The 24413-nt window shown below is 68.0% G+C and carries 22 protein-coding genes and 1 pseudogene; 12 read left to right on the top strand and 11 right to left on the bottom strand.

Annotation, left to right across the window (positions count from 1 at the left end):
• Positions 1–56 precede the first annotated feature (56 nt).
• The 5 genes from AC099J_RS05910 to AC099J_RS05890 are packed head-to-tail and all read left to right on the top strand — an operon-like array spanning position 57 to position 4534.
• The gene (locus tag AC099J_RS05910) at positions 57–911 is read left to right on the top strand and encodes a 3',5'-nucleoside bisphosphate phosphatase (protein ID WP_479614288.1); all 855 of its coding nucleotides are present in this window, start codon (positions 57–59) and stop codon (positions 909–911) included.
• Entirely contained in the window at positions 908–1798 is an 891-nt protein-coding gene (locus tag AC099J_RS05905) for a DMT family transporter (RefSeq protein ID WP_479614287.1), read from the top strand. The genes AC099J_RS05910 and AC099J_RS05905 overlap by 4 nt, the downstream gene beginning before the upstream one ends.
• 22 nt (positions 1799–1820) lie before the next feature.
• Entirely contained in the window at positions 1821–2456 is a 636-nt protein-coding gene (locus tag AC099J_RS05900) for an L-threonylcarbamoyladenylate synthase (protein WP_479614286.1), read from the top strand.
• 48 nt (positions 2457–2504) lie between these two features.
• The gene (locus AC099J_RS05895) at positions 2505–3173 is read left to right on the top strand and encodes a site-2 protease family protein (protein WP_479614285.1); all 669 of its coding nucleotides are present in this window, start codon (positions 2505–2507) and stop codon (positions 3171–3173) included.
• Positions 3174–3184: 11 nt separating this feature from the next.
• Entirely contained in the window at positions 3185–4534 is a 1350-nt protein-coding gene (locus AC099J_RS05890) for a tryptophan--tRNA ligase (protein ID WP_479614284.1), read from the top strand.
• A 3-nt stretch (positions 4535–4537) separates the two neighbouring features.
• On the opposite strand, the gene AC099J_RS05885 is transcribed toward AC099J_RS05890, so the two are convergent.
• From AC099J_RS05885 to glgX, 4 genes are all read right to left on the bottom strand, one after another.
• Complete coding sequence (locus tag AC099J_RS05885) at positions 4538–4975, bottom strand: OsmC family protein (protein ID WP_479614283.1); 438 nt, start codon at positions 4973–4975, stop codon at positions 4538–4540.
• A gap of 61 nt (positions 4976–5036) precedes the next feature.
• The gene (locus tag AC099J_RS05880) at positions 5037–5666 is read right to left on the bottom strand and encodes a superoxide dismutase family protein (protein WP_479614282.1); all 630 of its coding nucleotides are present in this window, start codon (positions 5664–5666) and stop codon (positions 5037–5039) included.
• Positions 5667–5745: 79 nt separating this feature from the next.
• A complete protein-coding gene (locus AC099J_RS05875) occupies positions 5746–5997 on the bottom strand; it encodes a hypothetical protein (protein WP_479614281.1) in 252 nt (83 codons plus the stop codon).
• A 146-nt stretch (positions 5998–6143) separates the two neighbouring features.
• Positions 6144–8252 carry a glycogen debranching protein GlgX gene (glgX, locus tag AC099J_RS05870; protein ID WP_479614280.1) on the bottom strand — a complete coding sequence of 703 codons (2109 nt, stop codon included), beginning with the start codon at positions 8250–8252 and terminating at the stop codon, positions 6144–6146.
• On the opposite strand from glgX, the gene AC099J_RS05865 reads away from it, so the two are divergent.
• Positions 8251–8376, top strand: coding sequence for a hypothetical protein (locus tag AC099J_RS05865; RefSeq protein ID WP_479614279.1), 126 nt, complete (start codon positions 8251–8253; stop codon positions 8374–8376). The two genes, glgX and AC099J_RS05865, sit on opposite strands and share 2 nt — an antisense overlap.
• Before the next feature lie 51 nt (positions 8377–8427).
• Here the strand turns inward: AC099J_RS05865 and AC099J_RS05860 are convergent, their stop codons facing one another.
• The 5 genes and pseudogenes from AC099J_RS05860 to AC099J_RS05840 form a co-directional block, all read right to left on the bottom strand.
• On the bottom strand, positions 8428–9354 hold the full coding sequence (locus tag AC099J_RS05860; RefSeq protein WP_479614278.1) for a hypothetical protein: 927 nt from the start codon (positions 9352–9354) through the stop codon (positions 8428–8430).
• Positions 9355–9479: 125 nt separating this feature from the next.
• Positions 9480–11719 (bottom strand): annotated as a pseudogene (ligD, locus tag AC099J_RS05855) (DNA ligase D).
• A gap of 164 nt (positions 11720–11883) precedes the next feature.
• Positions 11884–15639, bottom strand: a complete 3756-nt coding sequence (locus tag AC099J_RS05850) for an EAL domain-containing protein (RefSeq protein ID WP_479614277.1) — start codon at positions 15637–15639, stop codon at positions 11884–11886.
• A gap of 1 nt (position 15640) precedes the next feature.
• Positions 15641–16060 (bottom strand): response regulator, encoded by a 420-nt coding sequence (locus AC099J_RS05845; protein WP_479614276.1) that lies wholly within the window; start codon positions 16058–16060, stop codon positions 15641–15643.
• Positions 16061–16062: 2 nt separating this feature from the next.
• Positions 16063–17547 carry a PAS domain-containing sensor histidine kinase gene (locus tag AC099J_RS05840; protein WP_479614275.1) on the bottom strand — a complete coding sequence of 495 codons (1485 nt, stop codon included), beginning with the start codon at positions 17545–17547 and terminating at the stop codon, positions 16063–16065.
• Between the two features lie 128 nt (positions 17548–17675).
• Between AC099J_RS05840 and AC099J_RS05835 the strand changes: the two genes are divergently transcribed.
• Entirely contained in the window at positions 17676–18002 is a 327-nt protein-coding gene (locus tag AC099J_RS05835) for a c-type cytochrome (protein ID WP_479614274.1), read from the top strand.
• Positions 18003–18027: 25 nt separating this feature from the next.
• Here the strand turns inward: AC099J_RS05835 and AC099J_RS05830 are convergent, their stop codons facing one another.
• Positions 18028–18252: an HP1242/YdcH family protein gene (locus AC099J_RS05830; RefSeq protein ID WP_479614273.1), complete on the bottom strand. Its 225-nt coding sequence runs from the start codon at positions 18250–18252 to the stop codon at positions 18028–18030.
• Between the two features lie 91 nt (positions 18253–18343).
• The gene (locus tag AC099J_RS05825) at positions 18344–19294 is read right to left on the bottom strand and encodes an alpha/beta fold hydrolase (RefSeq protein ID WP_479614272.1); all 951 of its coding nucleotides are present in this window, start codon (positions 19292–19294) and stop codon (positions 18344–18346) included.
• A gap of 209 nt (positions 19295–19503) precedes the next feature.
• On the opposite strand from AC099J_RS05825, the gene AC099J_RS05820 reads away from it, so the two are divergent.
• From AC099J_RS05820 to AC099J_RS05800, 5 genes are all read left to right on the top strand, one after another.
• Positions 19504–20142, top strand: coding sequence for a CDP-alcohol phosphatidyltransferase family protein (locus AC099J_RS05820; protein ID WP_479614271.1), 639 nt, complete (start codon positions 19504–19506; stop codon positions 20140–20142).
• Between the two features lie 131 nt (positions 20143–20273).
• Positions 20274–21242 (top strand): tripartite tricarboxylate transporter substrate binding protein, encoded by a 969-nt coding sequence (locus tag AC099J_RS05815; protein ID WP_479614270.1) that lies wholly within the window; start codon positions 20274–20276, stop codon positions 21240–21242.
• A 54-nt stretch (positions 21243–21296) separates the two neighbouring features.
• Positions 21297–21764 (top strand): tripartite tricarboxylate transporter TctB family protein, encoded by a 468-nt coding sequence (locus AC099J_RS05810; RefSeq protein ID WP_479614269.1) that lies wholly within the window; start codon positions 21297–21299, stop codon positions 21762–21764.
• 18 nt (positions 21765–21782) lie between these two features.
• Positions 21783–23273 (top strand): tripartite tricarboxylate transporter permease, encoded by a 1491-nt coding sequence (locus AC099J_RS05805; protein ID WP_479614268.1) that lies wholly within the window; start codon positions 21783–21785, stop codon positions 23271–23273.
• A complete protein-coding gene (locus tag AC099J_RS05800) occupies positions 23270–24346 on the top strand; it encodes an Ldh family oxidoreductase (RefSeq protein WP_479614267.1) in 1077 nt (358 codons plus the stop codon). Before AC099J_RS05805 ends, AC099J_RS05800 begins: the two co-directional genes overlap by 4 nt.
• The last annotated feature ends 67 nt before the right edge of the window (positions 24347–24413 follow it).

Genomic DNA, 24413 nt, shown 5'->3' with positions numbered 1-24413 from the left:
TGGCGCTGTCGCCCCGGCGCGCACGCGAGATGCCATCGATGCCTAGAATGAACGCCGTGCCCTCCATCCTCAACGCCGACCTGCACTGCCACTCGGTTGTCTCCGACGGCACGCTGATGCCGGAGCAACTGGCAGAGCGGGCCAAAGCCAACGGAGTCGAGCTGTGGTCGCTGACCGACCACGACGAGATCGGTGGTCAGCTGCGCGCAGCGGCAGCGGCGCAGGCCCACGGGTTGCGCTATTTGACCGGCGTGGAAATCTCCGTCACCTTCGCTGGCGAAACCGTGCACATCGTGGGCCTGGGCTTCGATGCACAAGACCCGCGCATGCAGCAGGGCCTGGCCGACACGCGCGATGGCCGTGGGCCGCGTGCGCGCGACATGGCCGAGGGCCTGGCCAAGGTCGGCATCCACGGTGCCTACGAGGGCGCCTTGCAATTCGTCGGCAACCCGGCGCTGGTCTCACGCACGCACTTCGCGCGCTTCCTGGTCGAAGCCGGCCACTGCAAGGACACGTCCGAGGTGTTTCGCAAATACCTCACCGAAGGCAAGCCCGGCTATGTGCCGCACCGCTGGGCCTCGCTCAAGGATGCGGTGGCCTGGATCACGCAGAGCGGCGGCGTCGCCGTCATTGCACACCCGGGCCGCTACAAGTTCACCGCCAACGAAGAGTTCGCGCTGTTCAGCGAGTTCAAGGCCCACGGTGGGCGCGCGGTCGAGGTGGTAACCGGCAGCCACTCGGCGGCCGAGTACGTGGAATACGCGGCCGTGGCACGCGACTTCGGCCTGGCCGCCTCGCGCGGCAGTGATTTTCACAGCCCGGACGAGAGCCACACCGACCTGGGCGCTCTGCCCTACCTGCCGGGCGACCTGACGCCGGTCTGGGAGCTGCTGGCGGATCGCATTCAGTGAATCCGCACGCCTCGCCACTGGCCGGCATCGGGCTGGTACTGGGCGCTGTGGCGTGCTTCTCTGTGCTGGACACCACCACCAAGGCCGTCAGCGTCAGCGTGCCCTTGCTGATGGGTCTGTGGTTCCGCTATGCCTTCCAGGCGATTGCCACCACGCTCGTCGTGCTGCCGCGCCAGGGCCTGGCGATGCTGCGCACCGCGCAACCGGGCTTCCAGGTGCTGCGCGGGCTGCTGCTGCTGGCCAGCAGCCTGCTGGCGTTCTACAGCCTGCGCTTCATGCCGGTCGGCGAGTTCACGGCCATCGTCATGATCACGCCGCTGGTCATCACGCTGCTGGCTGCACGCACCCTGGGCGAGCGTGTATCGCCGCAGCGCTGGGCGCTGGTGCTGGGCGGCTTCATCGGCACGCTGGTCATCATCCGCCCCGGCAGCGAGGCGTTCGACTGGCGGCTGTTGCTGCCGCTGTGCCTGGTGGCCACGAACGCCAGTTTTCAGGTGCTGACCAGCAAGCTGGCCAGGACCGAAGCGCCGCTGACGACGCACCTGTACACCGGCTGGGTGGGCACGCTGCTGGCCTCGCTGCCGCTGCCCTTTGTCTGGGTGCACCTGGAGCACTGGCATCTGTGGGCCGGCCTGCTGCTGATGGGACTGATGGCCACCGTCGGCCACTTCATGCTGATCGTCGGCTACACGCGTGCGCCGGCCGCCACGCTCACGCCCTACCTCTACGGCCAGATCGGCTTTGCCATGCTCGGCGGCTGGTTGGTGTTCTCGCATGTGCCGGACGGCTGGTCCATGGTGGGCATGGTGCTGATCGCTTTCTGTGGCGCAGCCGGGGCCTGGCTCAGCGTGCGCGAGAGCCGGCTGACGCCCATGACCGGCGGTTGACGCCCACCCCCTAGGATCTGCCATGGCCCAGTACTTCGAACTCCACCCCGACAACCCACAGCCGCGGCTGCTGAAGCAGGCGGTTGCGCTGCTGGCCAAAGGCGAAATCATCGCCGTGCCCACCGATTCGAGCTATGCGCTGGTATGCCATCTGGACGACAAGGCGGCGGTCGACCGCATGCGCCGGCTGCGCGGTGTGGACGACCGGCACCACCTGACGCTGCTGTGCCGCGACCTCTCTGAGCTGGCCAACTACGCACGCGTGGACAACAAGCAGTACCGCCTGCTCAAATCCGCCACGCCCGGGGCCTACACCTTCATCCTGGAGGCCAGCAAGGAAGTGCCGCGCCGCGTGAGCCACCCTTCGCGCAAGACCATCGGTCTGCGCGTACCCGACCACAAGGCGCTGCAGGAACTGCTGGCCCTGCACGGTGCGCCGCTCTTGGCCACCACGCTGATCGTCCCCGGCGAGACCGAGCCGATGAACGATGCGCACGAGATCCGCGACCGCTTCGAGCACCAGATCGCCGCCGTGCTGGACGCCGGCGCCTGCCCGTCCGAGCCGACCACGGTGATCGATGTCACCGCCATGGGCCAGGGCGGTGACCCGGTGGTGTTGCGGCAGGGCCGCGGCGACCTGGCGGCGCTCGGGCTCTAGCGCCAGCGGCGGCATCGTCGCGCCGGCCCCTCTGACACAATCGCGCCGGTGAATTTCGACCAACTGATCCAAACCCTGCTGACCTACGCGATCCCGGTGATCTTTGCCATCACCGTGCACGAGGCGGCCCACGGTTACGCGGCGCGGCACTTCGGTGACAACACGGCCTACATGCTGGGCCGCGTCAGCCTCAACCCCATCAAGCACATCGACCCGCTGGGCACCATCGCGATGCCCATCATGCTGTACCTGGCCACCTCGGGTGCCTTCGTCTTCGGCTATGCCAAGCCGGTGCCGGTGCAGTTCGGCCGGCTGAACAATCCAAAACGCGACATGGTCTGGGTGGCCCTGGCCGGCCCCGGCGCCAACCTGGTGCAGGCGCTGCTGTGGGGCATCGTGTTCTACGTGCTGGTGGCGATGGGCGTGTCCGAGCCCTTCTTCGTCAAGATGTGCCAGGCCGGCATGCTGGTCAACGTGGTGATGTTCGCATTCAACCTGTTCCCGCTGCCCCCGCTCGATGGCGGGCGCGTGCTGGTGGGCCTGTTGCCCCACAAGCAGGCCGTGATGGTGTCGCGCGTGGAGCCCTGGGGCTTTTTCATCGTCATGGGTCTGGTGCTGGCCGGCGTGGTCGGCACGCTGTGGCTGCGCCCCATCATGGCCCTGACCTTCGGGCTGCTGGACGTGCTGCTGACCCCGCTGACCTTTCTGATCCGCTAGAGACCCTTCCCATGACCACGCTGCGCGTATTGACCGGCATCACCACCTCGGGCACGCCCCACCTGGGCAACTACGTGGGCGCGGTGCGGCCCTCGGTGCGCGCCAGCCTGGCAGACGGGGCCGAGAGCTTCTACTTCCTGGCCGACTACCACGCGCTGATCAAGATCGACGACCCGCAGCGCATCCAGCGCTCCACGCTGGAGATCGCCGCCACCTGGCTGGCCGCGGGGCTGGACCCGGAGCGCGTGACCTTCTACCGCCAGTCCGACATTCCCGAGATCCCCGAACTCACCTGGTTGCTGACCTGCGTGACGGGCAAGGGCATGCTGAACCGCGCCCATGCCTACAAGGCCGCCGTCGACCGCAACCACGCCGCCGGTGTGGACGTGGACGCCGACGTGACGGCCGGGCTGTTCATGTACCCGGTGCTGATGGCGGCCGACATCCTGATGTTCAATGCCCACCAGGTGCCGGTGGGCCGCGACCAGGTGCAGCACATCGAGATGGCGCGCGACATTGCGCAGCGCTTCAACCATCTGTACGGCGAGCACTTCACGCTGCCCGAGGCGGCCATCGAAGAATCAGTCGCCCTCTTGCCCGGTCTGGACGGCCGCAAGATGAGCAAGAGTTACGACAACACGATCCCGCTGTTCACGCCGCGCGAGCAGTTGCGCAAGCTGATCGCCGGCATCGTGACGGACTCGCGTGGCCCGGGCGAGCCCAAGAGCACCGACGGCTCGGCACTGTTCCAGATCTACCAGGCCTTCGCCGACGCCGACGAGACCGCCAAGCTGCGCCAGGCGTTTGCCGACGGCATCGCCTGGGCCGATGCCAAGCAGGCGTTGTTCGAGCGCGTGGACCGCGAGATCGCGCCCATGCGCGAGGTCTACCAGCGCTACATCGACGACCCGGCCCAGGTCGAGCGCGTGTTGCTGGCGGGCGCCGAGAAGGCGCGCGCGCTGTCGGCCCCGTTCACGGCCCGGTTGCGCACTGCCGTCGGCCTGCGCCGGCTGGAGAGTGCCACCGCAGCCACCAAGGCCACGAAGAAGGCCCGCGCCAACGCGCCGGCCTTCAAGCAGTACCGCGAGTCGGACGGGCAGTTCTATTTCAAGCTGGTGGATGCGGACGGCACCCTGCTGCTGCAAAGCCACGGGTTCGCCGCGCCCAAGGATGCCGGTCAGGCCATCGCGCGCCTGATGCAGGACGGCGCTGCCGGCATGACCGCGCTGGCGGCGCAACTGCAGGAGCCGCTGCCGGGCGCTGCCGCAGCATTGGCCCAGATGGCCGCGCCCAAGGCCGATCCCAGTTCGGTCGCTGGCGAAGAGGACCCAGGCGCCGCAGTCGAGCCGCGCCTGCCCTGACGCTCAGGGCTGCAGCGTCGCCGAGAGCGTGATCTCGGGCACGGCGGCCAGCGCCTTCGAGAGCGGGCAACCGGCCTTGGCGCCCTGCGCCAGTTCCTGGAACTTCTCCTCGGCCAGCCCGTCGGCCTTCGCCGTCAGCGTCAGTGCGATACGGTCGATCTTGAACCCGTCGCCGTCCTTGACCAGGCGCACGCTGGCCTGCGTGTCGGCCTGCTCCAGCGCCACGCCGGCCTTTTCGCAGGCGAACGCGAACGCCATCGTGAAGCAGGCCGCGTGCGCAGCGCCCACGATCTCCTCGGGGTTGGTGCCGCGCCGGTCGTCTTCGAAGCGGCTGCCGAACCCATACGGGTAGTCCTTCAGCGCACCGGTCTCGGTGCTGATGCTGCCCTTGCCGGTCTTGCCGGCGCCCTGCCAATGCACAGTGGCCTTCTTCTCGTTCATGGTGATCTCCTTGGGGTAGATGGGATGGGTGGGCGGCCGGGGCGCGCGCGCGCCCGATGCGTCAGCGCAGCGTGCCCGGGGCGGAATGGGGAGTCGCGCTGCCCACCACCGCGTCCATGCGCGCAGGCTCGATGACGCCGCACAACACGCGGGCACCACTGTTGCCAGCCGGGTTGGTCTTGTAGTCGTCGGCATCGGCGTGCACGACCAGTGCCTTGCCCATCACCGAGTTCTTGCCGGGCACCAGCGTGATCTTGGTATTGGTGAAGCGCAGCGTGGCGGTGCCCTGCGCGCTGGCCGACAGGTTCGGCGCGTCGCCTGCGTGGCGCATGACGTCGTGCTCCGGATGGCCATGGCGGCCCGTGGCCTCCGGATCGAAGTGCCCACCGGCTGCGCCGAAATCGACCGTCTTGCCAGCGGCATCCGGGCCAGGTTCGCACTTGCCGTTGGCGTGGACATGAAAGCCATGCGGCCCAGGCGTCAGCTTCTCGACATTCAGCACGATCTGCACGCCGTCCGGCACGGCCGTCAGCACGGCCTGGCCCGCAGGCTCGCCCTTGGCCGTCATCAGCTTGACGATGGCGCCGGCGGCGGCGCGAGGCGGTGCGCCACTGGGGGCCGTGGTGGTTTGCGCGCTTGCGCAGATTGCCATGGCAGCGATGGGCAACAGAGCGAATTTCAGATGGTTCATGGTTTCTCCAGAGGCGACGAACAGGGCGGCAGCACGATCGGCGATGTCAGGAGCCGGCACTCCATGGCACCCACCCCGCTTAGGCGTCCTGCCGGCCCGCGCGTCGAACGTCAGCACGTGCACCGGCCAGGCGGATGCACAGCTTGACCGCAAGGCACACGGCCGAGGCGGCCATGCAACTCCACGCCAGTGCCATGAAACCGTCGGCCCGCTCAGGCGGCGCAAACAACATCACGGCAGAGGCCACGCACGCGCCCAGGGTCGCCAGATACAGGCCCGCGTCGGCGCGCTCGTCCAATCTGTCCGCCGTGCTGCGCCGGGTCTGCGTCATGGCCAATCTCCATCAGGGTCGGGGCCCGTCGGTGGACAGGCTCCACGCAGCGTAGAACGTCGCCCGCCCGGCCCTGATCGGCTGGTGTGCCGACGCGGCGTAGGAAAGCATCCATCGGCCACGCCGCATGCACACCGCGCGTTGGGTCAGCGTTGGGCGTCCTGCGTCAGCACCAGCATGCCGTGGGCCTCGATGATGATCTCGGCGCCAGGCTCGAACACTTCGGCCTCGTCACCGGGCAGATCCAGGCGTTCCGTGGCCACGCGCAAGCGCCAGGCCGTGCCGAACGATTCATCCTGCGGCAACGTGAACGTGTGGGCCTCGGGCGCGGCGTTGAACATCAGCAGCACGGAGGGGCCATGCTCAGCGGCACCATCGGCGCCGCCGTCAAACACCACAGAAAGACAGCGCGCGGCCGGATGGTCCCACTCGTCCTGCGTCATGGGCAAGCCCCAGACGCTGAACCACACGGCGTCGGGCCGCTCGCCCTCGCCCACCGGCCAGTGGTCGCTGCGCAACACCGGTAGCTCCATGCGCAAGCGGATCAGGCCCGCCGTGAACGCAGCCAGCGCGTCGTCGCGCGCTCCGTCGCGCCAGTCGAACCAGCTGACCGCGTTGTCCTGGCAATAGGCGTTGTTGTTGCCCTGCTGCGTGCGGCCGATCTCGTCGCCGCCCAGCAGCAGCGGCACGCCGCGCGACATGAACAGCGTCGTCAGAAAGTTGCGCTGCTGGCGCGCGCGCAAGGCCAGCACGGCCTCGTCGTCGGTGTCGCCCTCGGCGCCGCAGTTCCAGCTGCGGTTGTGGCTCTCGCCATCGCGGCTGTCTTCGCCGTTGGCCTCGTTGTGCTTCTCGTTGTAGCTGACGAGGTCGCGCAGCGTGAAGCCGTCGTGCACGGTGATGATGTTGATGCTGGCGGAGGGTGGCCGGCGCGAAGGGGCGAAGATCTCCTGCGAGCCCGACAGCCGCGCCGCGAACACCGGCAGGCTGCCGTCATCGCTGCGCCAAAAGTCACGCACCACGTCGCGGTAGCTGCCGTTCCATTCCGACCAGCCCACCGGAAAGCCGCCCACCTGGTAGCCGTAGTCGCCCAGGTCCCACGGCTCGGCGATCATCTTGACGCGGCGCAGCACCGGGTCTTGCGCAACGGCCGAGAGAAACGGCGTGCGGTTCTCGAAAGCACCGGCCTCATCGCGCGCAATGGCGGGCGCCAGGTCGAAGCGAAAGCCATCGACGTGCATTTCCTCGACCCAGTAGCGCAGGCTGTCCATGACCATGCGCAACACGGGCGGCGCACTCACGTCCAGCGTGTTGCCGGTGCCGCTGAAATCGTTGTAGAAGCGCCGGTCTTCCATCAACCGGTAGTAGGCGTCGTTGTCGATGCCCTTGAACGACATCGTGGGCCCCATGTGGTTGCCCTCGCAGGTGTGGTTGTAGACCACGTCCAGGATGACTTCGATGCCGGCGCGGTGCAGCGCCTTGACCATGCCACGGAACTCGGCGACCCCGCCGTCCGTGCCGCGAAAGCAGTAACGCGGCTCGGGCGCGAAGAAGCCGATGGTGTTGTAGCCCCAGAAGTTCGCCAGCCCGGATTCCACCAGGCGCCCTTCGTCGTTGAAGGCCTGCACCGGCAGCAGCTGCACGGCCGTGACGCCGAGCTGCTTCAGGTGTTCGATGGCCGGCGGGTTGGCCAGACCGGCAAACGTGCCGCGCAGCTCCTCGGGCACGGCCTCCATGTCCTTGGTGAAGCCGCGCACGTTCATCTCGTAGAACACCGTGTCCACCATGGGCGTGTTGGGCGGCGTGTCGCCCTCCCAGTCGAACTCGGGTTCGATCACGACGGACTTGGCGGCCACGCCGCCGCTGTCCGTCTCGTCCATGGTCAGGTCTTCGTCTTCGCTGCCCAGCGTGTAGGCGAAGGTGACGGCGTCGCCCCGCAGCGGCCGATCGATGGCGCGGGTGTACGGGTCCAGCAGCAACATGTTGGGGTTGCAGCGCTGGCCATTGGCAGGATCGTAGGGGCCATGCACGCGCACGCCATAGCGCGTGCCGGCGCTGACGCCGGGGATGAAGCCGTGCCAAATGTCTTCGGTGCGCCGCGGCAAGCGGATGCGCTGGACTTCGTGCACGCCTTCGGCATCGAACAAGCAAAGATCAACGGCATGCGCCACGCTGGAGTACAGGGCAAAGTTCGCCCCGCCGTCGCGCAAGTGCATGCCCATGGGCCAAGGGTGGCCCGGTTCGCAAGAGTCAGTCATGAATTCACCAAAGCAAACGCCGGGCCGCGGCGCGAAAAAACGACAAGGCTGGAAGCGCTCAGAACATCAACGCGATGAGGATGATGAGAGGAATGGGCACGCCGAGGAAGAACAAAAGCAATGAAGGCATGGTGGATCTCCGTGGGTTGGTGGGGTTGAAAAAGCAGGGCCAAGCTCAGGCGTCACGCTGGCGGCCGCCCCAGGTCGCAGCCAGGCTGGCGCAGAACGCCCCCAGCAGCAACGAGACGAATAACCACAGCGTGGCGGTGATGCCGGCCTTGCGGGCCTTGTCGGCCGCCGCGCGCGCAGCAGCCTCGGCCTCGCGCGCCTTGGTCTGCATCGCGGTGACGGTGTCGCCGACCCGCTTTTCGGCGTCGGCTTGCGCCAGACCGGTGCGCTCTGCCACCAGCTGCCCCAGGTAGCGTTGGTCCTCAGCAGCCAGCGGCTGGTCGACACCTGCCTGCATCAGGATGCGTGTGACTTCAGCCACGGGCGTGGCCTCGTCGCTCGCCACGGGCGCTGCGCCCGGTGTGGCCGATGCAGCGTCAGCCACCACCGGCTGGCGGCGGAACATCGTGTCGATGAAGTAAGCCATGGGGCCGCCGCTGTCGGCATCGCCGGTCTTGGTCGCCGTCGCAACCGCCGACGTGGCGGCGCCGCCAGCCACAGTGGCGCCGGCCTTCACAGCACCGCCGACGATGGCGCCGATGGCCGAGGTCAGCAGCGCGGCCGTCACCAGCGATGCGATCGCCCAGGACAGAAAGCCGTGGGCCGTGTCGCGAAAGTACACCTCGTCAGAGTGCGTGGCCGTCCAGCGCGTGCGCAGCCGGCCCGCCAGATAGCCGCCCATGCCGGAGGCCAGCGCCTGCGTCACCATGACCCAGACGATGGCGGACAAGCCCAGCGCCATCGCGCCGGCGCCACTGCCCGCGTAGGGCGACAGCGATGTCAGGCCCAGCCCAGTGCCCAGCACCAGCAGAATCAGTGACAGCGCCGCTGCCGCCGCAGCGCCGGCCAGGATGGCGGCCCAGGAGACTGCACTGGCAGGTTGGTCGGCGATTGCGGTGTCGTAGGGCTCGATGGCCAAGGGGGAAGCTGCCACGTGTTCTCCTGTGTTGGGGTGACGCGCCCATTGTTTACAGTGCCCCGCGTGCCCCCCGTCGGACGGCAATGCCGGCCGCTGTAGGAGGAACGAGCAATCACTCCGATGGCATTTCAACCAGCCGCTCAGCCCACAGATCCCAGGGCCTTGATCGCAGCAGTCAACGTTTTCGCGGCGCGGGCATAGCCGTCCCACGGCGTGTTGCCTGCGTCCAGCCGCTCGTGCACGTTGCGAATGTTCCACTGGTCGCTGCCGGCCAGGCCCGCCAGCTCGTCCCAGCCCAGCGGCACCGAGATGCCCAGCCCCGGCCGTGCGCGCGCCGACCAGGCACAGACGGTGGTGGCGCCCTCGCCATTGCGCAGGTAGTCGATGAAGATCTTGCCGACCCGGTTGCGCGGCCCGCTCTTGGCGACAAAGCGCTCGGGGATGGCGCGCGACAGGTGCTGCACGATGGCCTGGGCGAAGCCCTTGACCACCGCCCAGTCGTGTTGCCGGCGCAGCGGCACGACCACATGCAGTCCTTTGCCGCCACTGGTCTTGAGAAACGCCGGCAGCTTGAGCTGCTGCAGGAAGGCGTGGAGCAGCTCCGTGCCCTCCTGCATCTCGCGCCAGGTCGCGCCCTCGCCTGGGTCCAGGTCGAACACCATGCGGTCGGGCTGATCGAAGTGGCTGGCCCGCGCGTTCATGGTGTGCACCTCCACCACGTTCCATTGCGCGGCCGAGAGCAGGCCCTGGGCAGCCGCAATTTCCAGCATGGGCGGGTACTCCGGGTCGAGCGCGGGGTCGAGCTGGCGCACGCCGGGCAGCTTTTCCACCTCCGCATGCTTCTGGAAGAACAGCTGCTTGCCGATCCCGCCCGGCGCGCGCACCAGCGACACGGGGCGATGCTGCAGATGCGCCATCATCAGCTCGCCGACCAGCGCGTAGTAGCGCACCAGCTCGATCTTGGTGGCGCCGGTGGACGCGTCGATGACGCGCTCGGGGTTGGTGACCTTGAGCCGCGTCGACAAGGCATGTGACGGCGCGGCCACCGGGCGCTTGGCCGGCGCCGCCGATGTGGTCGACGTACTCGGTGCCCTGGGCGTGGCGGCAGGCCGCTCACGCACGATGCTGGCCGGCGGTTTGTCGGTGCGCAGTCCATGGAACACCGCATGGCGAATGCGGCCACTGCGCGTCCATTCACCGAAGCTGACCTCGGCGATCAGCGTGGGCTGCACCCAATGCGGCCGGCCCTCGACTGTGGCCGTGTCGGCCAGCGGGCTCTGCTCAGCCTTCAATGCCGTCAGCTGGCGCGTCAGCTGCTTCAACACGGCCTGGCTGAACCCGGTGCCAACGTTGCCGGCGTAGACCAGCTGCCCCTTCCTGTCGTGCACGGCCAGCAGCAGCGAGCCCAGCCCGGTGCGTGTGCCCTGCGGCTCGGTGAAGCCTGCGATCACGAACTCCTGCCGCTGGCTGCACTTGAGCTTGATCCAGCTGTCGGCGCGGCGCGACACGTAGGCGGAATCCTTGCGCTTGGCGATCACGCCCTCCAGCCCCAGCTTGCAGGCCGAGAGCACGACGTCGCCGGGCGGGGCATCGAACACCTCGGAGAAGCGCACCTGCTCGGAGCCATGTTCTTGCAGCACCCGTTGCAGCAGCGCACGGCGTTCCACCAGTGGTTGCGCGCGCAGATCGTGCCCGGCGCAGTAGGGCACGTCGAACACGTAGTAGACGATGGCGCTGGTCCTGGCCGCGTCGAACGACTGCTGCAGTGCGCCGAAATCCGGCACGCCCTGCGCGTCGAGCACCACGATCTCGCCGTCGTACCAGCCGTCGGGCAGTTGCAGGCGCAGCAGCTCGGTGTGCAAGGCCTTGAGCTTGGGCGTCCAGTCGTTGCCGTTGCGGGTGAACAGCTGCACCGATGTGCCCTGCACGCGCGCGAGCATCCGGTAGCCGTCGAACTTGATCTCGTAGACCCACGCGTGCGGGTCGGCCGGTGGCTTGGCGACCAGCGTGGCCAGCTGCGGCGACAGCGTCGCCGGCAGCGCGGCCTTGGGCGGCGTCGTGCCGGTGGGGGCTGCAGCCGGCGGCTCGCGGCCCTTCACGGCGTGCCTTCGAAGCTGGCGTACGAGATCAGGTGGTCCTCCACCTGCACGGCCAGGCGCTTGTCCGCAGGGTCGAAGCTGGGGCCCTTGGGTACGGCCCAACTTTTCATCGTGCCGGCCACCTCCAGGCGGAAGTCATAGTGCAGGCTGCTGGCCCAGTGCTTCTGCACGACGAAGCGCAGCGCGCCGGCGTTGGCCGCGTCACCGCCGTCTGCAGGCTCGGCGGTGATCGCAAAGTTGCGCTTGGCGCGGTAGGTTGTCAGGGCGGCATGGGCGTCCATGTGCCGGATCGTGGCGGCGCCCTGCGCACGGGCGCGTCAGCGGGCACCTGCGCGCACTGTCGGCGTCGCCCGCATCCGCACAGGGAGGGCACGAAGTTCCAAGCGCTGATCCAACATGACCGTCAGCAGGCACGCTGCTGGCCGAGCGCGTGCGCGCGCCGGTGCTACGGGCTGGGCGCTGCGCCCAGCAGCAGAGCGAAGGCCGGCTCCGCCAGGGGCCGGCTGACCAGGTAGCCCTGCAGCTGGTCGCACCGCAACACGCCCAAGGTGTCGGCCTGCTCCTGGGTTTCCACCCCCTCGGCCACCACCTCCATGTGCATCGCGTGCGCCAGCGAGACCATCGTGGAGACCAGCGTCATCGCGTTGTGGTCGGTGTTCATCGTGATGATGAACGCGCGGTCGATCTTCAGCACCTGCGCCGGCAGCTTGCTCAGGTAGGCGAGCGACGAGTAGCCGGTGCCGAAGTCATCGATGGCCAGCACGATCCCATGCGCCCGCAGTCGCTTGAGCTTGGCGATCGTGTCGTCCACATCTTCCATCGCCGCGCTTTCGGTGATCTCCAGGTCGATCCCGGCCTCGCCGGCCGCATCGCCCAGCACCGCAAGCACGCTGTCGACGAAGTCGCTTTTGCGCAGCTGGACGGCCGAGACGTTGACCGCCACGTTGGGCGCCGCCAGGCCGCGTTCGATCCAGCGCCGACGGTCCGCGACGGCCTGGCGCAGCGCCCACGAGCCGACCTCCACGATCAGACCGGTCTCCTCCATCAAGGGGATGAACTTCAACGGCGGCACCAGTCCGACATCCGGGTCCTGCCAGCGGATCAAGGCCTCGGCGCCGACGATGCGGCGGGTGCGGGCGTCCACCTTGGGTTGGTAGTGCAGAACGAACTGCTGGCGTTCCAGCGCGTCGCGCAGGCGCGTCTCCAGCGCGAGCTTCTCAGCGATGGCTTTGCCGACCTGGGCGTCATAGAGCAACACCCGCTCGGATGAGCGCTTGGCACGCTTGACGGCCGCCTCGGCGCTGCGAAACAGCGTCTCGGCGTCGGCACCGTCTTCGGGGTACAGGGCCACGCCCACGTGCGCAGCGATGTGGATGGTGGTGCCGCCACAGGCGAACGCCTCTGCAAAGCAGGCCTTGTACAGGTCGTCCAGCGTCCTCAACAGCTCGATGCCATAGGGCGCGTTCTGGATCACCACCCCGTACTGATCGGGCCCCACACGGGCCAGCCGGATGCGCTCGCCCACGGTGGCCAGCAGACGGCCGGCCACTTGGCGCAGCAGGTCGTCCCCCGCATGGCGGCCCCAGACATCGTTGATGGACTTGAAGCGCTCGATGTCCACCACGCCGATGGCCAGCCGGGTGCCAGCGTCGCTGGCCGCGTCCAGGAACTGGGTCACGCGCTCGTTGAACAGCATGCTGTTGGCATGGCCGGTCACCGCGTCGTAGTAGGCCAGGTGGTTCAGTTGCTCGGCCTGGCGCAAATGGTCCATCGCGAACGACAGGTCGGCGGCCAGCTCACGCAAGAGCTTGATCTCGTCGTCGTCGAAGAAGTCCACATCGTCGGCATACAGCATGATCAGGCCGCGCGTCACTGTGCCGACCACCAGGGGCAAGGCGACGGCGGACCGCGCTCCGGCCAGCAGCGCCGCCTCACGCAGCGCCATCCACGCCGAGGTGGCAATGTCATTGACCACGATGGGCTGCTGCAGCACGACCAGTTGATGGAACTGCGGGCTGCTCCGGCCCACACGCGTCAGCAACTCGGCGCGCAGCTGGTCGAAATAGTCGCTGGTGGTGCCGTCGTGCTCACCCGCCACCACCTCGACACGCATGGGGTGTTCGCACAGCACGCCCACCCACGCCATCTTGAAGCTGCCCGTGTCGATGGCGATGCGGCAGGCACCCTTGAAGAGTTCATCGCGCTCTTTGACGCGCAGGATGAGTGCGTTGATGTCACTCATCACGGTGGAGACCCGGCGCAGGCGTTCGACGCGCTGCTCGGCCTGCTTGCGTTTGGTAATGTTCTCGTGCGCCACCACGACGCGCACCGGGCCATCGCCGGCGAAGCGCGACGCGCGCCCCACGAACCAGGCTGTCTGCCCAGGCATGTCGCACGCATACTCCATCGTGAAGGTCGGCTGCTGACCGAGGATGACGCGCCGGATGCCTGCCGCCATCGCACGGGCCTCGTGCGCCGCCTCGCCATGCGCACTGGCGCAAGCGTCCAGGTAGTTCGAGCCTTCCAGCGTGCGGGCAGCCTGTTCTTCCTGCGTCTGCGCGAACGCGCGCCAGGCGCTGTTGACGGTCAGGATGACGCCCTCGCTGTCGATCACGCACACGTGTTCCAGCAGCGAATCCAGGGTCGAGCGGATGAACTTCTTGGAGGCATCCGCCGCGTCCTGGGCATCCCGGCGCTGCAGAAACTGGCCAATCTGGTCGCCGATCACGCGCGCCGACGCCTGCAGCCGCTGGTCGGGCGCGTGCGTGTGCCGTCCCAGGAAACTCAGCACGCCAAAGACGCGTCCGCCGCTGCCCAGGGGGAACAGGGTCGCGCAGGCCAGACCATCGAGCTTCAGAACGGCCCGGTCGACCAGCCTGGGTTCGTCATTCAGGTCGGCCACCCACAAGGGTTCACCGGTGCGCCATACGCGGCCGGCCAGGCCTTCGCCGGCCTTCAGCACCGGGCCGCCGGCAACGCCGATCGCCGGCAAGTCCACCCCTGGCGCATGCCACTGCACGGCCAGCCGCAGCACGTCGGCGGCTTCGTCGACCTGCCAGAAGCGGCCCACATCCCAGAGCTGCGACTCGCAGATGGCTTGCAGGACGACGCTCAGCGCGCTGTCCATGGTGTCGGCCGCGACGAGTGCGCGCGCCACGTTGTGCTCCAGCCGCAGCAACGTGCCCTCACGTTCGCGCGCCTCGGCCTGGTTCTGCAGAAGACCGACCTGTTGCTGCACCTGGGCGTACAGGTTGCCGTTCTCATAGAAGCGCCCGACCTGCGCCGCTTGCACCGTCAGCGTGCGCAGATCGTGGTCGTTGAAGCGGCCGGACTCCAGCTGGTCCACGAGCAGGACCCAGCCGTAGTGGCTGCGCAGCGACACCATCGGCACCAGCAGGGCGCAGCGCGCAGCCGGACAGTGCCGCAGCACCATGCCGCGCAGGGCGTCGCTGCCGCCGCCCGCGTCGAAACGGCAGGCGCGCGTCGCTTCGCTCTCCAGATCCGGGTCGGCCTGCAGCCGCGAGATCGCATCGGCCAGGCCGTCTGCATCGCCGCACACGACCAGGCGCCTGTCGTCCAGTCCGCCGGGGTCCCGTGCGGACAGCATCACCAGGCGCGCACGAAACAACCTGCGCACGCCCTCGCAGAAGTGGTCCAGCAGCGCGCTCGCCTCGCGTTCGGACGCCAGGCGAACGCCCAGATCGATCAGGGCCGCCAGCCGGTCGTTGGCCTGTTCGAGTTCCTGCGCCTTCTGCGCCAGCTTGTCGGTGACCAGGCGCAAATGGTCGCGGTCGAACTCCGGAACGGCCTGCGGGGCCAGAGCGTTCGCGCTGTCGCGCGTCAGTGCGGCCGCGACGGCGGACAGGATTTCCTCCGGCTCGCAGGGCTTGGTGAGCACATGCAGCACCCCGCAGGCACGCGCCAGGACGCGGGCCTCGTGTTCCAAAAAGCTGGCGGTGTAAAACACGACAGCGGTGCCGGCGATGGCGGGCTCGGCGCGCAGGCGCCGTACGAACTCGAAGCCGTCCATCTTCGGCATCAGGATGTCGCAGACCACGAGGTCGGGCCGCAGCGCACGCGTCTGGGTCAGAGCGTCTTCGCCGTCCTCGGCCTCGGTCAAGTCGTGGCCGGCATAGGTCAGCAGCATGGTGACGAGTTCGCGGTTCAGCGCAACATCGTCGACCACCAATACGCGTGCCATGTCAGCCGCCGCCCCCTGCAGCGTTGTCGTCGCGCAGAACGCCAGCGGCACCACCGCCGGTCAGGAACGCGGCGATCTGACCGACGAAGAGCTCCGGCTCGATGGGCTTGGACAAGTAGCCGACGAACCCGGCACGCATGACGTTCTCGCGGTCGCCGGGCATGGAGAACGCCGTCAGCGCCAGCACGGGAATGCGCTCGCACGCCGGTGCGCGCCGCAATGCTGCAAGCAACGCGTAGCCGTCCATCAACGGCATCTGCAGATCGCTGATGATGAGATCGGGCCGCTCGCGCAGCGCGATGTCCAGCCCCTCCACGCCATTGCGGGCCAGCAGCACCGCGTAGCCTGCGCTGACCAGCAGGTAGCGCACCAATTCAAGATTGGCGGCGTTGTCTTCGACGATCAGGATGCGGGGCTGCATCGTCATGCCCCCGGCAGCGTGAGCGTGAAGCGGCTGCCGCGGCCTGCCTCGCTGTGCACGAGGATGTCGCCGCCCAGCAGCCTGGCCAGCTTGAGGCTGAGGTGCAAGCCGAGGCCGGTGCCTTCAGGATCGGTGCCGTCGCTCTGCTCGATGCGGCTGAACGCACCGAACAGCTTGGTCTGGTCGGCCGTCGTCATGCCGGGACCGGTGTCTTCGATCACGATGTCCGTACGCCCGCCCGAGGCGGCGGCTGTTTGCGACAGAGAGACCCGCACGAAGCCTGCGTTTGTGAATTTGATGGCGTTGGCGGCCAGGTTGATGACGATCTGGCTCAGCGCGCGTCGGTCGGTCAGCAACGGGCAAGCAGCCGCAGGGAGCGTCAGTTCCAGGCACAAGCCCTTGCGCTCGGCCTGCGGGCGCAGCGTGGTGGTGATTTCCTCCAGCACCGCGCGGCCGTCCAGAGGCTCCAGACGCAACTCCACCTTGCCGGCTTCGACCTTCGCCACGTCCAGCAGGTCGTTGATCAATGCCAGCAAATGCCGGGCGCTGCCCTGCACCGTGCGCAGTTGCTTGTCCTGGTCGCCGGTCAGTGGGCCTGGCAGCTTCATCAGCAAGGTGCCGGTGAAGCCGATGATGGCGTTCAGCGGCGTGCGCAGCTCGTGGCTCATGCTGGCGAGGAAACGGTCCTTGGCCTGGTTGGCGTTGGCCAGCTCCAGGTTTTTGGCCTGCAGCGCCAGCTCGAAATTCTTGCGCTCGCTGATGTCGCGGATGGCGCTCATGACGAACGCGCTCTCGTCGGTGTGCAGCGGGGACAGGCTGATCTCGATCGGAAACTCGCTGCCGTCGCTGCGGCGGCCGGCCAGGTCCAGGCCGGAACCCATGGCCCGCTTGCGCGGCTGGAACAGGTAGTTGGCGCGGTGCCCCACGTGCGCCATGCGGTGGCGCTCGGGCAGCAGTTGGTCGACCGAGCGGCCCACCAGGTCACCGGACGCGTAGCCGAACAGCCGCTCCGCCTCGCTGTTGGCGATGACGATGTGTCCTGTCGGGTTGGCGATGACGATCCCGTCGGGCGTCGATTCCAGCAGGTCGCGGAATCGTGCCTCCATCAGTCTGGCGTCGCGCGTCACCTTGATGGGCGTGACGTCCTTCTCGACCAGCAGGATCGATGGCTCCGCCATGTCCGGCAAGGTCACGCGCTTGGCTGTCACATCGGCATACAGCAGCGAGCCATCCTTGCGGCGCCGCACCGATTCGAAGGTGACCTGGCCCTCGCGCAGTGCGTTCTGCATGTGGACGGCATGCTCGCGCACACAGGTGGGGGGGACGATCAGCTCGGCAAGATTGCGCGTCGCAACCTCGGATTCGCCATAGCCGAAAACATTCTGGGCGCTGGCGCTCCAGTAGCTCACCGTGCCCGTCGCGCTGGTCAGGATGACAGCGTCGGGAAAATGGCTTTGCAGCGGGTCTACGACATGGAAGGGGCGCATTTCGCATGCCCTCAGACAAGTATTCAAACTAGATTTTGCACCTATAACGTCGCTTATTGTTTCAGAACAGTAGCGAAACCATTTTCGACATGGTAGTGCCCACCCAACTCCGCTCAGAATCGATCGCCATGCACCCAAAGAACTTTCTGTCCGTCGTCCTTGTGCTGACCATGGGCGCGGCGCGCGCGCAAGACGGCCTCGAAGCCGCACAGGTGGCACGCGAGCGTGGCTGCATGACGTGCCACGGCCTGGTGCGCAAGGCCGTCGGTCCGGGCTTCGCACAGATCGCAGAACGCTACCGGGCTGAGGAGGGGGCCGCGCTGCGGCTGGCGGGCAAGATTCGCCATGGCGCCGTGGGCGCATGGGGCCGCGTCATCATGCCGCGACAGCCGAAGGTGACAGAGGCCGAAGCGCGCCTGCTGGCGGCGTGGGTGCTGGCACAGCGCGGGCCTTGATGGCCGCGCGCGCCCGTCATCCCGGTCACGCAGGGTCGCTGGCCGCCTTGCGCAAGATCAGGTAGATCTGGTCCTTCAGCCCCAGTTTTTCTTTCTTGAGCACCTCGATCTCCAGCCCGGTGCCGGGCTCGATGTGGGATTCCATGTTCTTGATCTTTTGGTCCAGCGTGTTGTGCCGCTCGAACAGGCGCATGAAATGGTGGTCGCTGGACTTGAGCTGGGTGATCAGATCACGGTATTCAGGGAACATGGCGGCTCCTGGGTCAGGCGCCGAGAGCGCCCCGGCGGCGCAGCCACTGTACCGCCGGCCGACGCTTGGGAGGTAGATGTGCGTCAAGCGGTCACAGCCCGCGCAGAAAGTCCACCAGCAGTGCGTTGACCTGGTCCGCCCGCTCGCGCTGCACCCAGTGGCCTGCACCCTCCAGCACATGGCAGCCGCGCAGGCCCGGCAGGGTCTGCGGGAATCGCTCGATGGCCTTGCCCGCAAAGCGCAGCACATCGTCGCGCTCGCCGCCGATGAACAGCGAGGGCTGGCGGATCGGCGCGTCGCGCCACGGCATCAGCAGCTCCCACGAGCGGCGCACCGCGCGGTACCAGTTCAGCCCGCCACGAAAGCCGGTGCGCTGGTACTCGGCGATGGCGTAGGCCAGATCGTCTGCGTTGACCCAGGCGGGCATCTGCGGCGGGTCCTGCATGTGGTGCAGGAAGCCCGTGCCCGGTGTCAGCATGCCGGCCGTGTCGGCCCCACCCTCCCCCGACATGCTGAAGGTGACGCGGCGCATCGTCGCAGCCACGTCGGCCTGCAGTTCCGCCTCGGCCACGCCGGGCGCCTGGAAGTACTGGATGTAGAAATCGCGCACGCCCTTGCGCTCCAGCGCGCTCAGCATGTCCATGGCCGCAGGCGGTTGGTAGGGCACGCTCATGCCGACCACAGCACGGAACACGTCGGGCCTCAGCAGGGCGGCATGCCAGGCGGCCGGTGCGCCCCAGTCGTGGCCGACGACCACGGCCTCGCGCTCGCCCAGCGCGCGCACCAGCTCGGTCAGGTCGCCCACGTGGTGCAGCAGGGTGTATTGGTCGGGGTCGGCCGGCGCGTCGGTGCCGCCGTAGCCGCGCATGTCGGGCGCCACGGCGCGGAAGCCGGCCTGTGCCAGCGCGGCCAGCTGCGCGCGCCATGAGACCCAGGATTCCGGAAAGCCATGGCACAGCAGCACCAGCGGGCCAGTGCCCTGGATGGCGGCGCGCATGCGGATGCCGTTGACGGAGAAGGTGTCGAGCGCGAGGGTGGTCATGTTGCTCCTTGGGGTGTCGGCAGGCATCGTCGGCCGGCGCGCGGCATGCGGGGCGATCGAGCGCGGTGCGAACGAGCGACATTCTGTAGCGTGGCGGCCAGTCTGCAAGGGCACCGCGCCTACAGCCAGCGGCTGCCTCTGCGGACACGGCCTGCGCCCGCAGGCCTGCACAATCTGCGCAAGATCCGATGACCCCTGGGAGACCACCGATGAGCGCCTTGCCCGAACGCCGACCACCCCGCCATTTCTCCATGCTGCGGGGGTTTCACCTGGCAGACTTCTTCACGTTGGGCAACGCCGCCTGCGGCATGGCCTCGGTCTTCTTCGCCATGCAGTACATGGCAACGGGCGAGTTGCGGCACTTCCTGCTGTCGGCGCTGATGACGCCGATCGCGCTGGTGTTCGACGTGTTCGACGGCCGCATCGCCCGATGGCGCCAGCAGCACTCGTCGCTCGGGCGCGAGCTGGATTCACTGGCCGACATCGTCTCCTTCGGCGTCGGTCCGGCAGCGCTGGGTTTTGCAGCCGGGCTGCAGGGCGGCTGGGATGTGGCGGCCATGATCTATTTCCTGTGCTGCGGCGTGAGCCGGCTGGCGCGCTTCAACGTGACGGCCGAGAACCTGTCCGAAGGCGGCGACAAGGTGGCCTACTTCGAAGGCACTCCCATTCCCACCAGCGTGGTGCTCACTGCAGTGCTGGCGGCGGCGGGCTGGCTGGGCCGCACCGGGGATGCGGTCTGGGGCGGCAGCCTCCTGTTGGGGCCGTGGGAACTGCATCCGCTGTCGTTGCTGTTCGCACTGTCGGGCACGCTGATGATCAGCAAGACCTTGCGGATCCCGAAGTTTTAACCAAGCCCTGTAACCGGTTTCTGTAACCGGTTACTACTAGGGTGATCCTTGATGCGCGCAGTGCGCATCGGGTGCTTCAATCGCGTGGCCGCTGGACCGGCCCCGTCCATCCCCCAAAGGAGATTCGATTGATGCAACGCCGCCACTGCCTCGCTGCCCTGGGCGCAGCACTCGCCACCACTTTCTCCTCTGTCGCGCTGGCCGCCTGGCCGGAGCGCCCCATCACGTTGATCGTGCCCTGGGGCGCGGGCGGCGGCACCGATGCGGTGGCCCGCATCATTGGCGCCGAGCTGGAGAAAGACCTCAAGCAACCCATCAACGTGGTGAACCGCACCGGCGGCAGCGGCGTGGTGGGCCACCAGGCCATCGCCTCGGCCGCGCCGGACGGCTACACGCTCGGCATCCTCACGGTGGAAATCGGCATGATGCGCCACGCCGGGCTGACCCAGCTCTCGGGCACCGACTACACGCCGCTGGCTTTGATGAACTTCGACGCCAACACCATCCTGGTGCGCAGCGACTCGCCCATCAAGACCGCCAAAGACCTGTTGGACAGCGCGCGCGCCAACCCCGGCAAGCACAAGGCCAGTGGCACGGGCCAGGGCGGCATCTGGCATGTGGGCATGGCGCAGTGGCTGGTGGACAACAAGCTCAGCGGCAACGCCATCGGCTGGGTGCCCAGCAACGGCGCAGCGCCTGGTCTGCAGGACTTGCTGGCCGGCGGAGTGGACGTGGTCTCGTGCTCACTGCCCGAAGCGCGCGCGCTGATCGAAGGCGGCAAGGTGCGCCCGCTGGTGCTGCTGGCCTCCAAGCCCGACAGCATCTTCCCGCAGGTGCCTCTGTACACCGATGCCAGCGGCAAGACCTGGAACGCCGGCGCCTGGCGCGGCATTGCCGGCCCCAAGGGCTTGCCCAAGGAAGTCAGCGACCGGCTCGCCGCCTCGCTCAAGAAGATCTTCGAAGGGCCGGGTTACCAGGACTTTCTGAAAGCGCGCGGCTTTGGCGCGCTGTACGCCGAACCGGCGGCGTTCGCCAAGTTCATGGCCGAGAAGGACAACGACTTCGGCGTGGTGATGAAGGCCGTGGGCATCGCCAAGTGATGCAGCCCGGGGCATGCTGCACCGGCATGCGGGCAACGCGCTGAGCCACGCCGCATGCGAATCCACGACAGCCTGATCGGGGCGGTGCTGCTGCTGCTCTCGCTGGCGGTGCTCTGGCACGTGCAGAGCTTCCCGCCTGCGCCCGGGCAGCCGTATGGCCCGGCGCTGTTCCCCGGCCTGATCGCGGCCGGCATGGCGCTGGCATCGGCCGCACTGGTCTGGCAAGGCTGGCGTGCCGGTGGCCCGTTGCTGGTGGCCGGCAAGGGCCTGCGCTCGGGGCGGCACTTCGCGGCGTTCATCACGGCGCTGGTCGGCTCGGCGCTCTACATCCTCGCGGTGGATGCGGTGGGCTTCATCCTGTGCAGCATGCTCGTGCTGGTCACGCTGCAGGTGGCGCTGGGCGTGCGCATTCCCGTTGCGCTGGGCGTGGCGCTGCTGGCCACCCTGGTCATCCACACCTGCTTCTACAAACTGTTGCGCGTGCCGCTGCCCTGGGGCTGGCTGCAGCCCATCGCCTGGTAGGCATTCCGAAGGAAGTCGATGGAAGCGGTTCTGCAAGCCTTTCAGCTCGTCGCGACACCGCAGGTGGCGGTGGTGATGCTGCTGTCCGGCATGTTCGGCATGTTCGTGGGCTCGGTGCCGGGGCTGACAGCCACCATGGCCACGGCGCTGCTGGTGCCGATCACGTTCTTTCTGCCACCGGTGCCGGCGATTGCCGCCATCGTCACGGCCACGGCGATGGCGATCTTCGCGGGCGACATTCCCGGCGCGCTGTTGCGCATCCCCGGCACGCCGGCCTCGGCCGCGTACACCGACGAGTCCTATGCGATGACGCGCAAGGGCGAAGGCGAGAGGGCGCTGGGCATTGGCCTGGTGTTCTCGTGCATCGGCGGCCTGTTCGGCACGGCGGTGCTGATCGTGGCCGCACCGGCGCTGGCCGAATTCGCGATCAAGTTCAGCTCGTTCGAGTACTTCTGGCTGGTCTCGCTCGGTTTGACGTGCGCCGTCTTCATCACCAGCAGCGCACCGCTGAAGGGCGTGATCACGCTGTTCCTGGGCCTCCTGATCGGCTGCGTGGGGCTGGAGAACCCGGCCGCGCACCCGCGCTTCACCTTCGGCAGCACGGAGTTGCTGGGCGGCGTGAGCCTGATCCCGGCCATGATCGGCATGTTCGCGATTTCCGAGATCCTGCGCTTCACGCTGACGACCGAGCAGATCGGCAGCTTCAACCAGCAACTGGGCTCGGTGTTCAAGGGCATGGGTGGGCTGATCCGCAAGTACCCGCTGCAGACGCTGCGTGGCAGCGTGCTGGGCACGGCGGTGGGCATCCTGCCCGGTGCCGGCGCCGACATCGCGGCGTGGATGTCGTTTGCGATGAGCAAGAAGCTCTCGAAAGAGCCCGAGAAGTTCGGCACCGGCCACCCCGAGGGCCTGGTCGAGGCAGGCGCGGCCAACAACAGTGCGATCGCCGGTGCCTGGGTGCCGGCACTCGTCTTCGGCATTCCGGGTGACTCGATCACGGCCATCGTGATCGGCGTGCTCTACATGAAGAACATGAACCCCGGTCCGATGATTTTCATGAACAACGCGGCCAGCGTGTATGCCGTGTTTCTGGTCTTCATCGCCGCCAATCTGCTGATGCTGCCGCTGGGCTGGGCCTGCATCAAGGCTTCATCACGCCTGCTGCGCATGCCGCGCAACATCCTGATGCCCATCATCTTGCTGTTCTGCCTGGTGGGCGCGTTCGCGATCAACAACTCGGCGTTCGATCTGTGGGTGCTGCTGGGCTTCGGCGTGGCGGCCTGGCTGCTGGAGGACAACGGCTTTCCGATCGCACCGGCCATCCTCGGGATGCTGCTGGGCAAGATGCTGGAGGAGAACTTCATCACCTCGATGATCAAGTCCGACGGCCAGTGGGGCGCCTTCGTCGAGCGGCCCATTGCCGGGGGGCTGGCGCTGTTCACGGTGCTGCTGTGGGTCGGCTCCGGCTGGCTGGCCTGGCGGCGGCGCAGCAGGAAAATGGCCATATGAACGACACCACCGCCCCCCTCTACGACCCTGCCGCCCTGACCACCGTCGCCGCCACGCTGCTGCAGCGCGCCGGCCTGCAGGACGCCATGGCGCAGAGCGTGGCACAGACGCTGGTCGACGGCGATCTGCTGGGCCACGACACGCACGGCCTGAACCTGCTGGCGGGCTACCTGAAGGAAATCGAGACCGGCGCCATGGCGCGCAGCGGCGCGCCCGAGCTGCTCTCCGACCGCCCGGCCGCCGTGCTGTGGGATGGCCGGCGCCTGCCCGGCCCCTGGCTGGTGCACCAGGGGCTGGATCTGCTGTTGCCGCGGGCCCGCACGCTCGGCACGGCCACGCTGGCCATCCGCCGCAGCCACCACATCGCCTGCCTGGCCGTGTACATGCTGCGCGCGCTGGACGAAGGCATGCTGATGCTCTTGGCGTGTTCCGACCCGAATGCGGCCAGCGTTGCGCCTTACGGCGGCACGCAAGCCGTGTTCACGCCCAACCCGCTGGCACTCGGCTTTCCGCTGTCGCAAGGCGGTGTGCTGGTGGACATCTCCGCCTCCATCACCACCAACGGCATGAGCAACCGCAGGCATGCGGCCGGCGAGCGCTTTGCCGACGAGGTGCTGATCGACGCGAAGGGCCAGCCCACCAACGACCCGGCCGTGCTGTTTGCCAAGCCGCCGGGCACGCTGCTGCCGGTGGGCGGCATGGGCCACGGGCACAAGGGCTACGGCATGGCGCTGCTGGTCGAGTCGCTGACGGCTGGGCTGGCCGGCCACGGCCGCGCCGATGCACCCGAGGGCTGGGGTGCCACCGTCTACATCACACTGCACGACCTGGCGGCCTTCGGCGGCAAGGACGCGTTCGTGCGCCAGATGGACCACGTGGCCGCGCAATGCCGTGACAACGTGCCGATCGACGCGCGGCGGCCTGTGCGCCTGCCGGGCCAAAGCGGCCTGGCGCGACGTGACGCCGCGCTGCGCGATGGGCTACGGTTGCACCCGGCGATTGCACCGACGTTGGTGGCGGCCGAGGCGCGCTATGGCGTGCGCCTTGCGGACGCATTGCGGCACGGCGGCTGAAGCACCACCGATCAGCACCCCAAGGTGATCATCTGACTTGACGGGTGGACCGCAGCGGTCAGAGGCC

Source organism: Rhodoferax sp. RT4P68 (assembly GCF_056521305.1).
The sequence above is the reverse complement of the archived record's forward strand: the minus strand, read 5'-3'. Positions and strand labels throughout refer to the sequence as shown.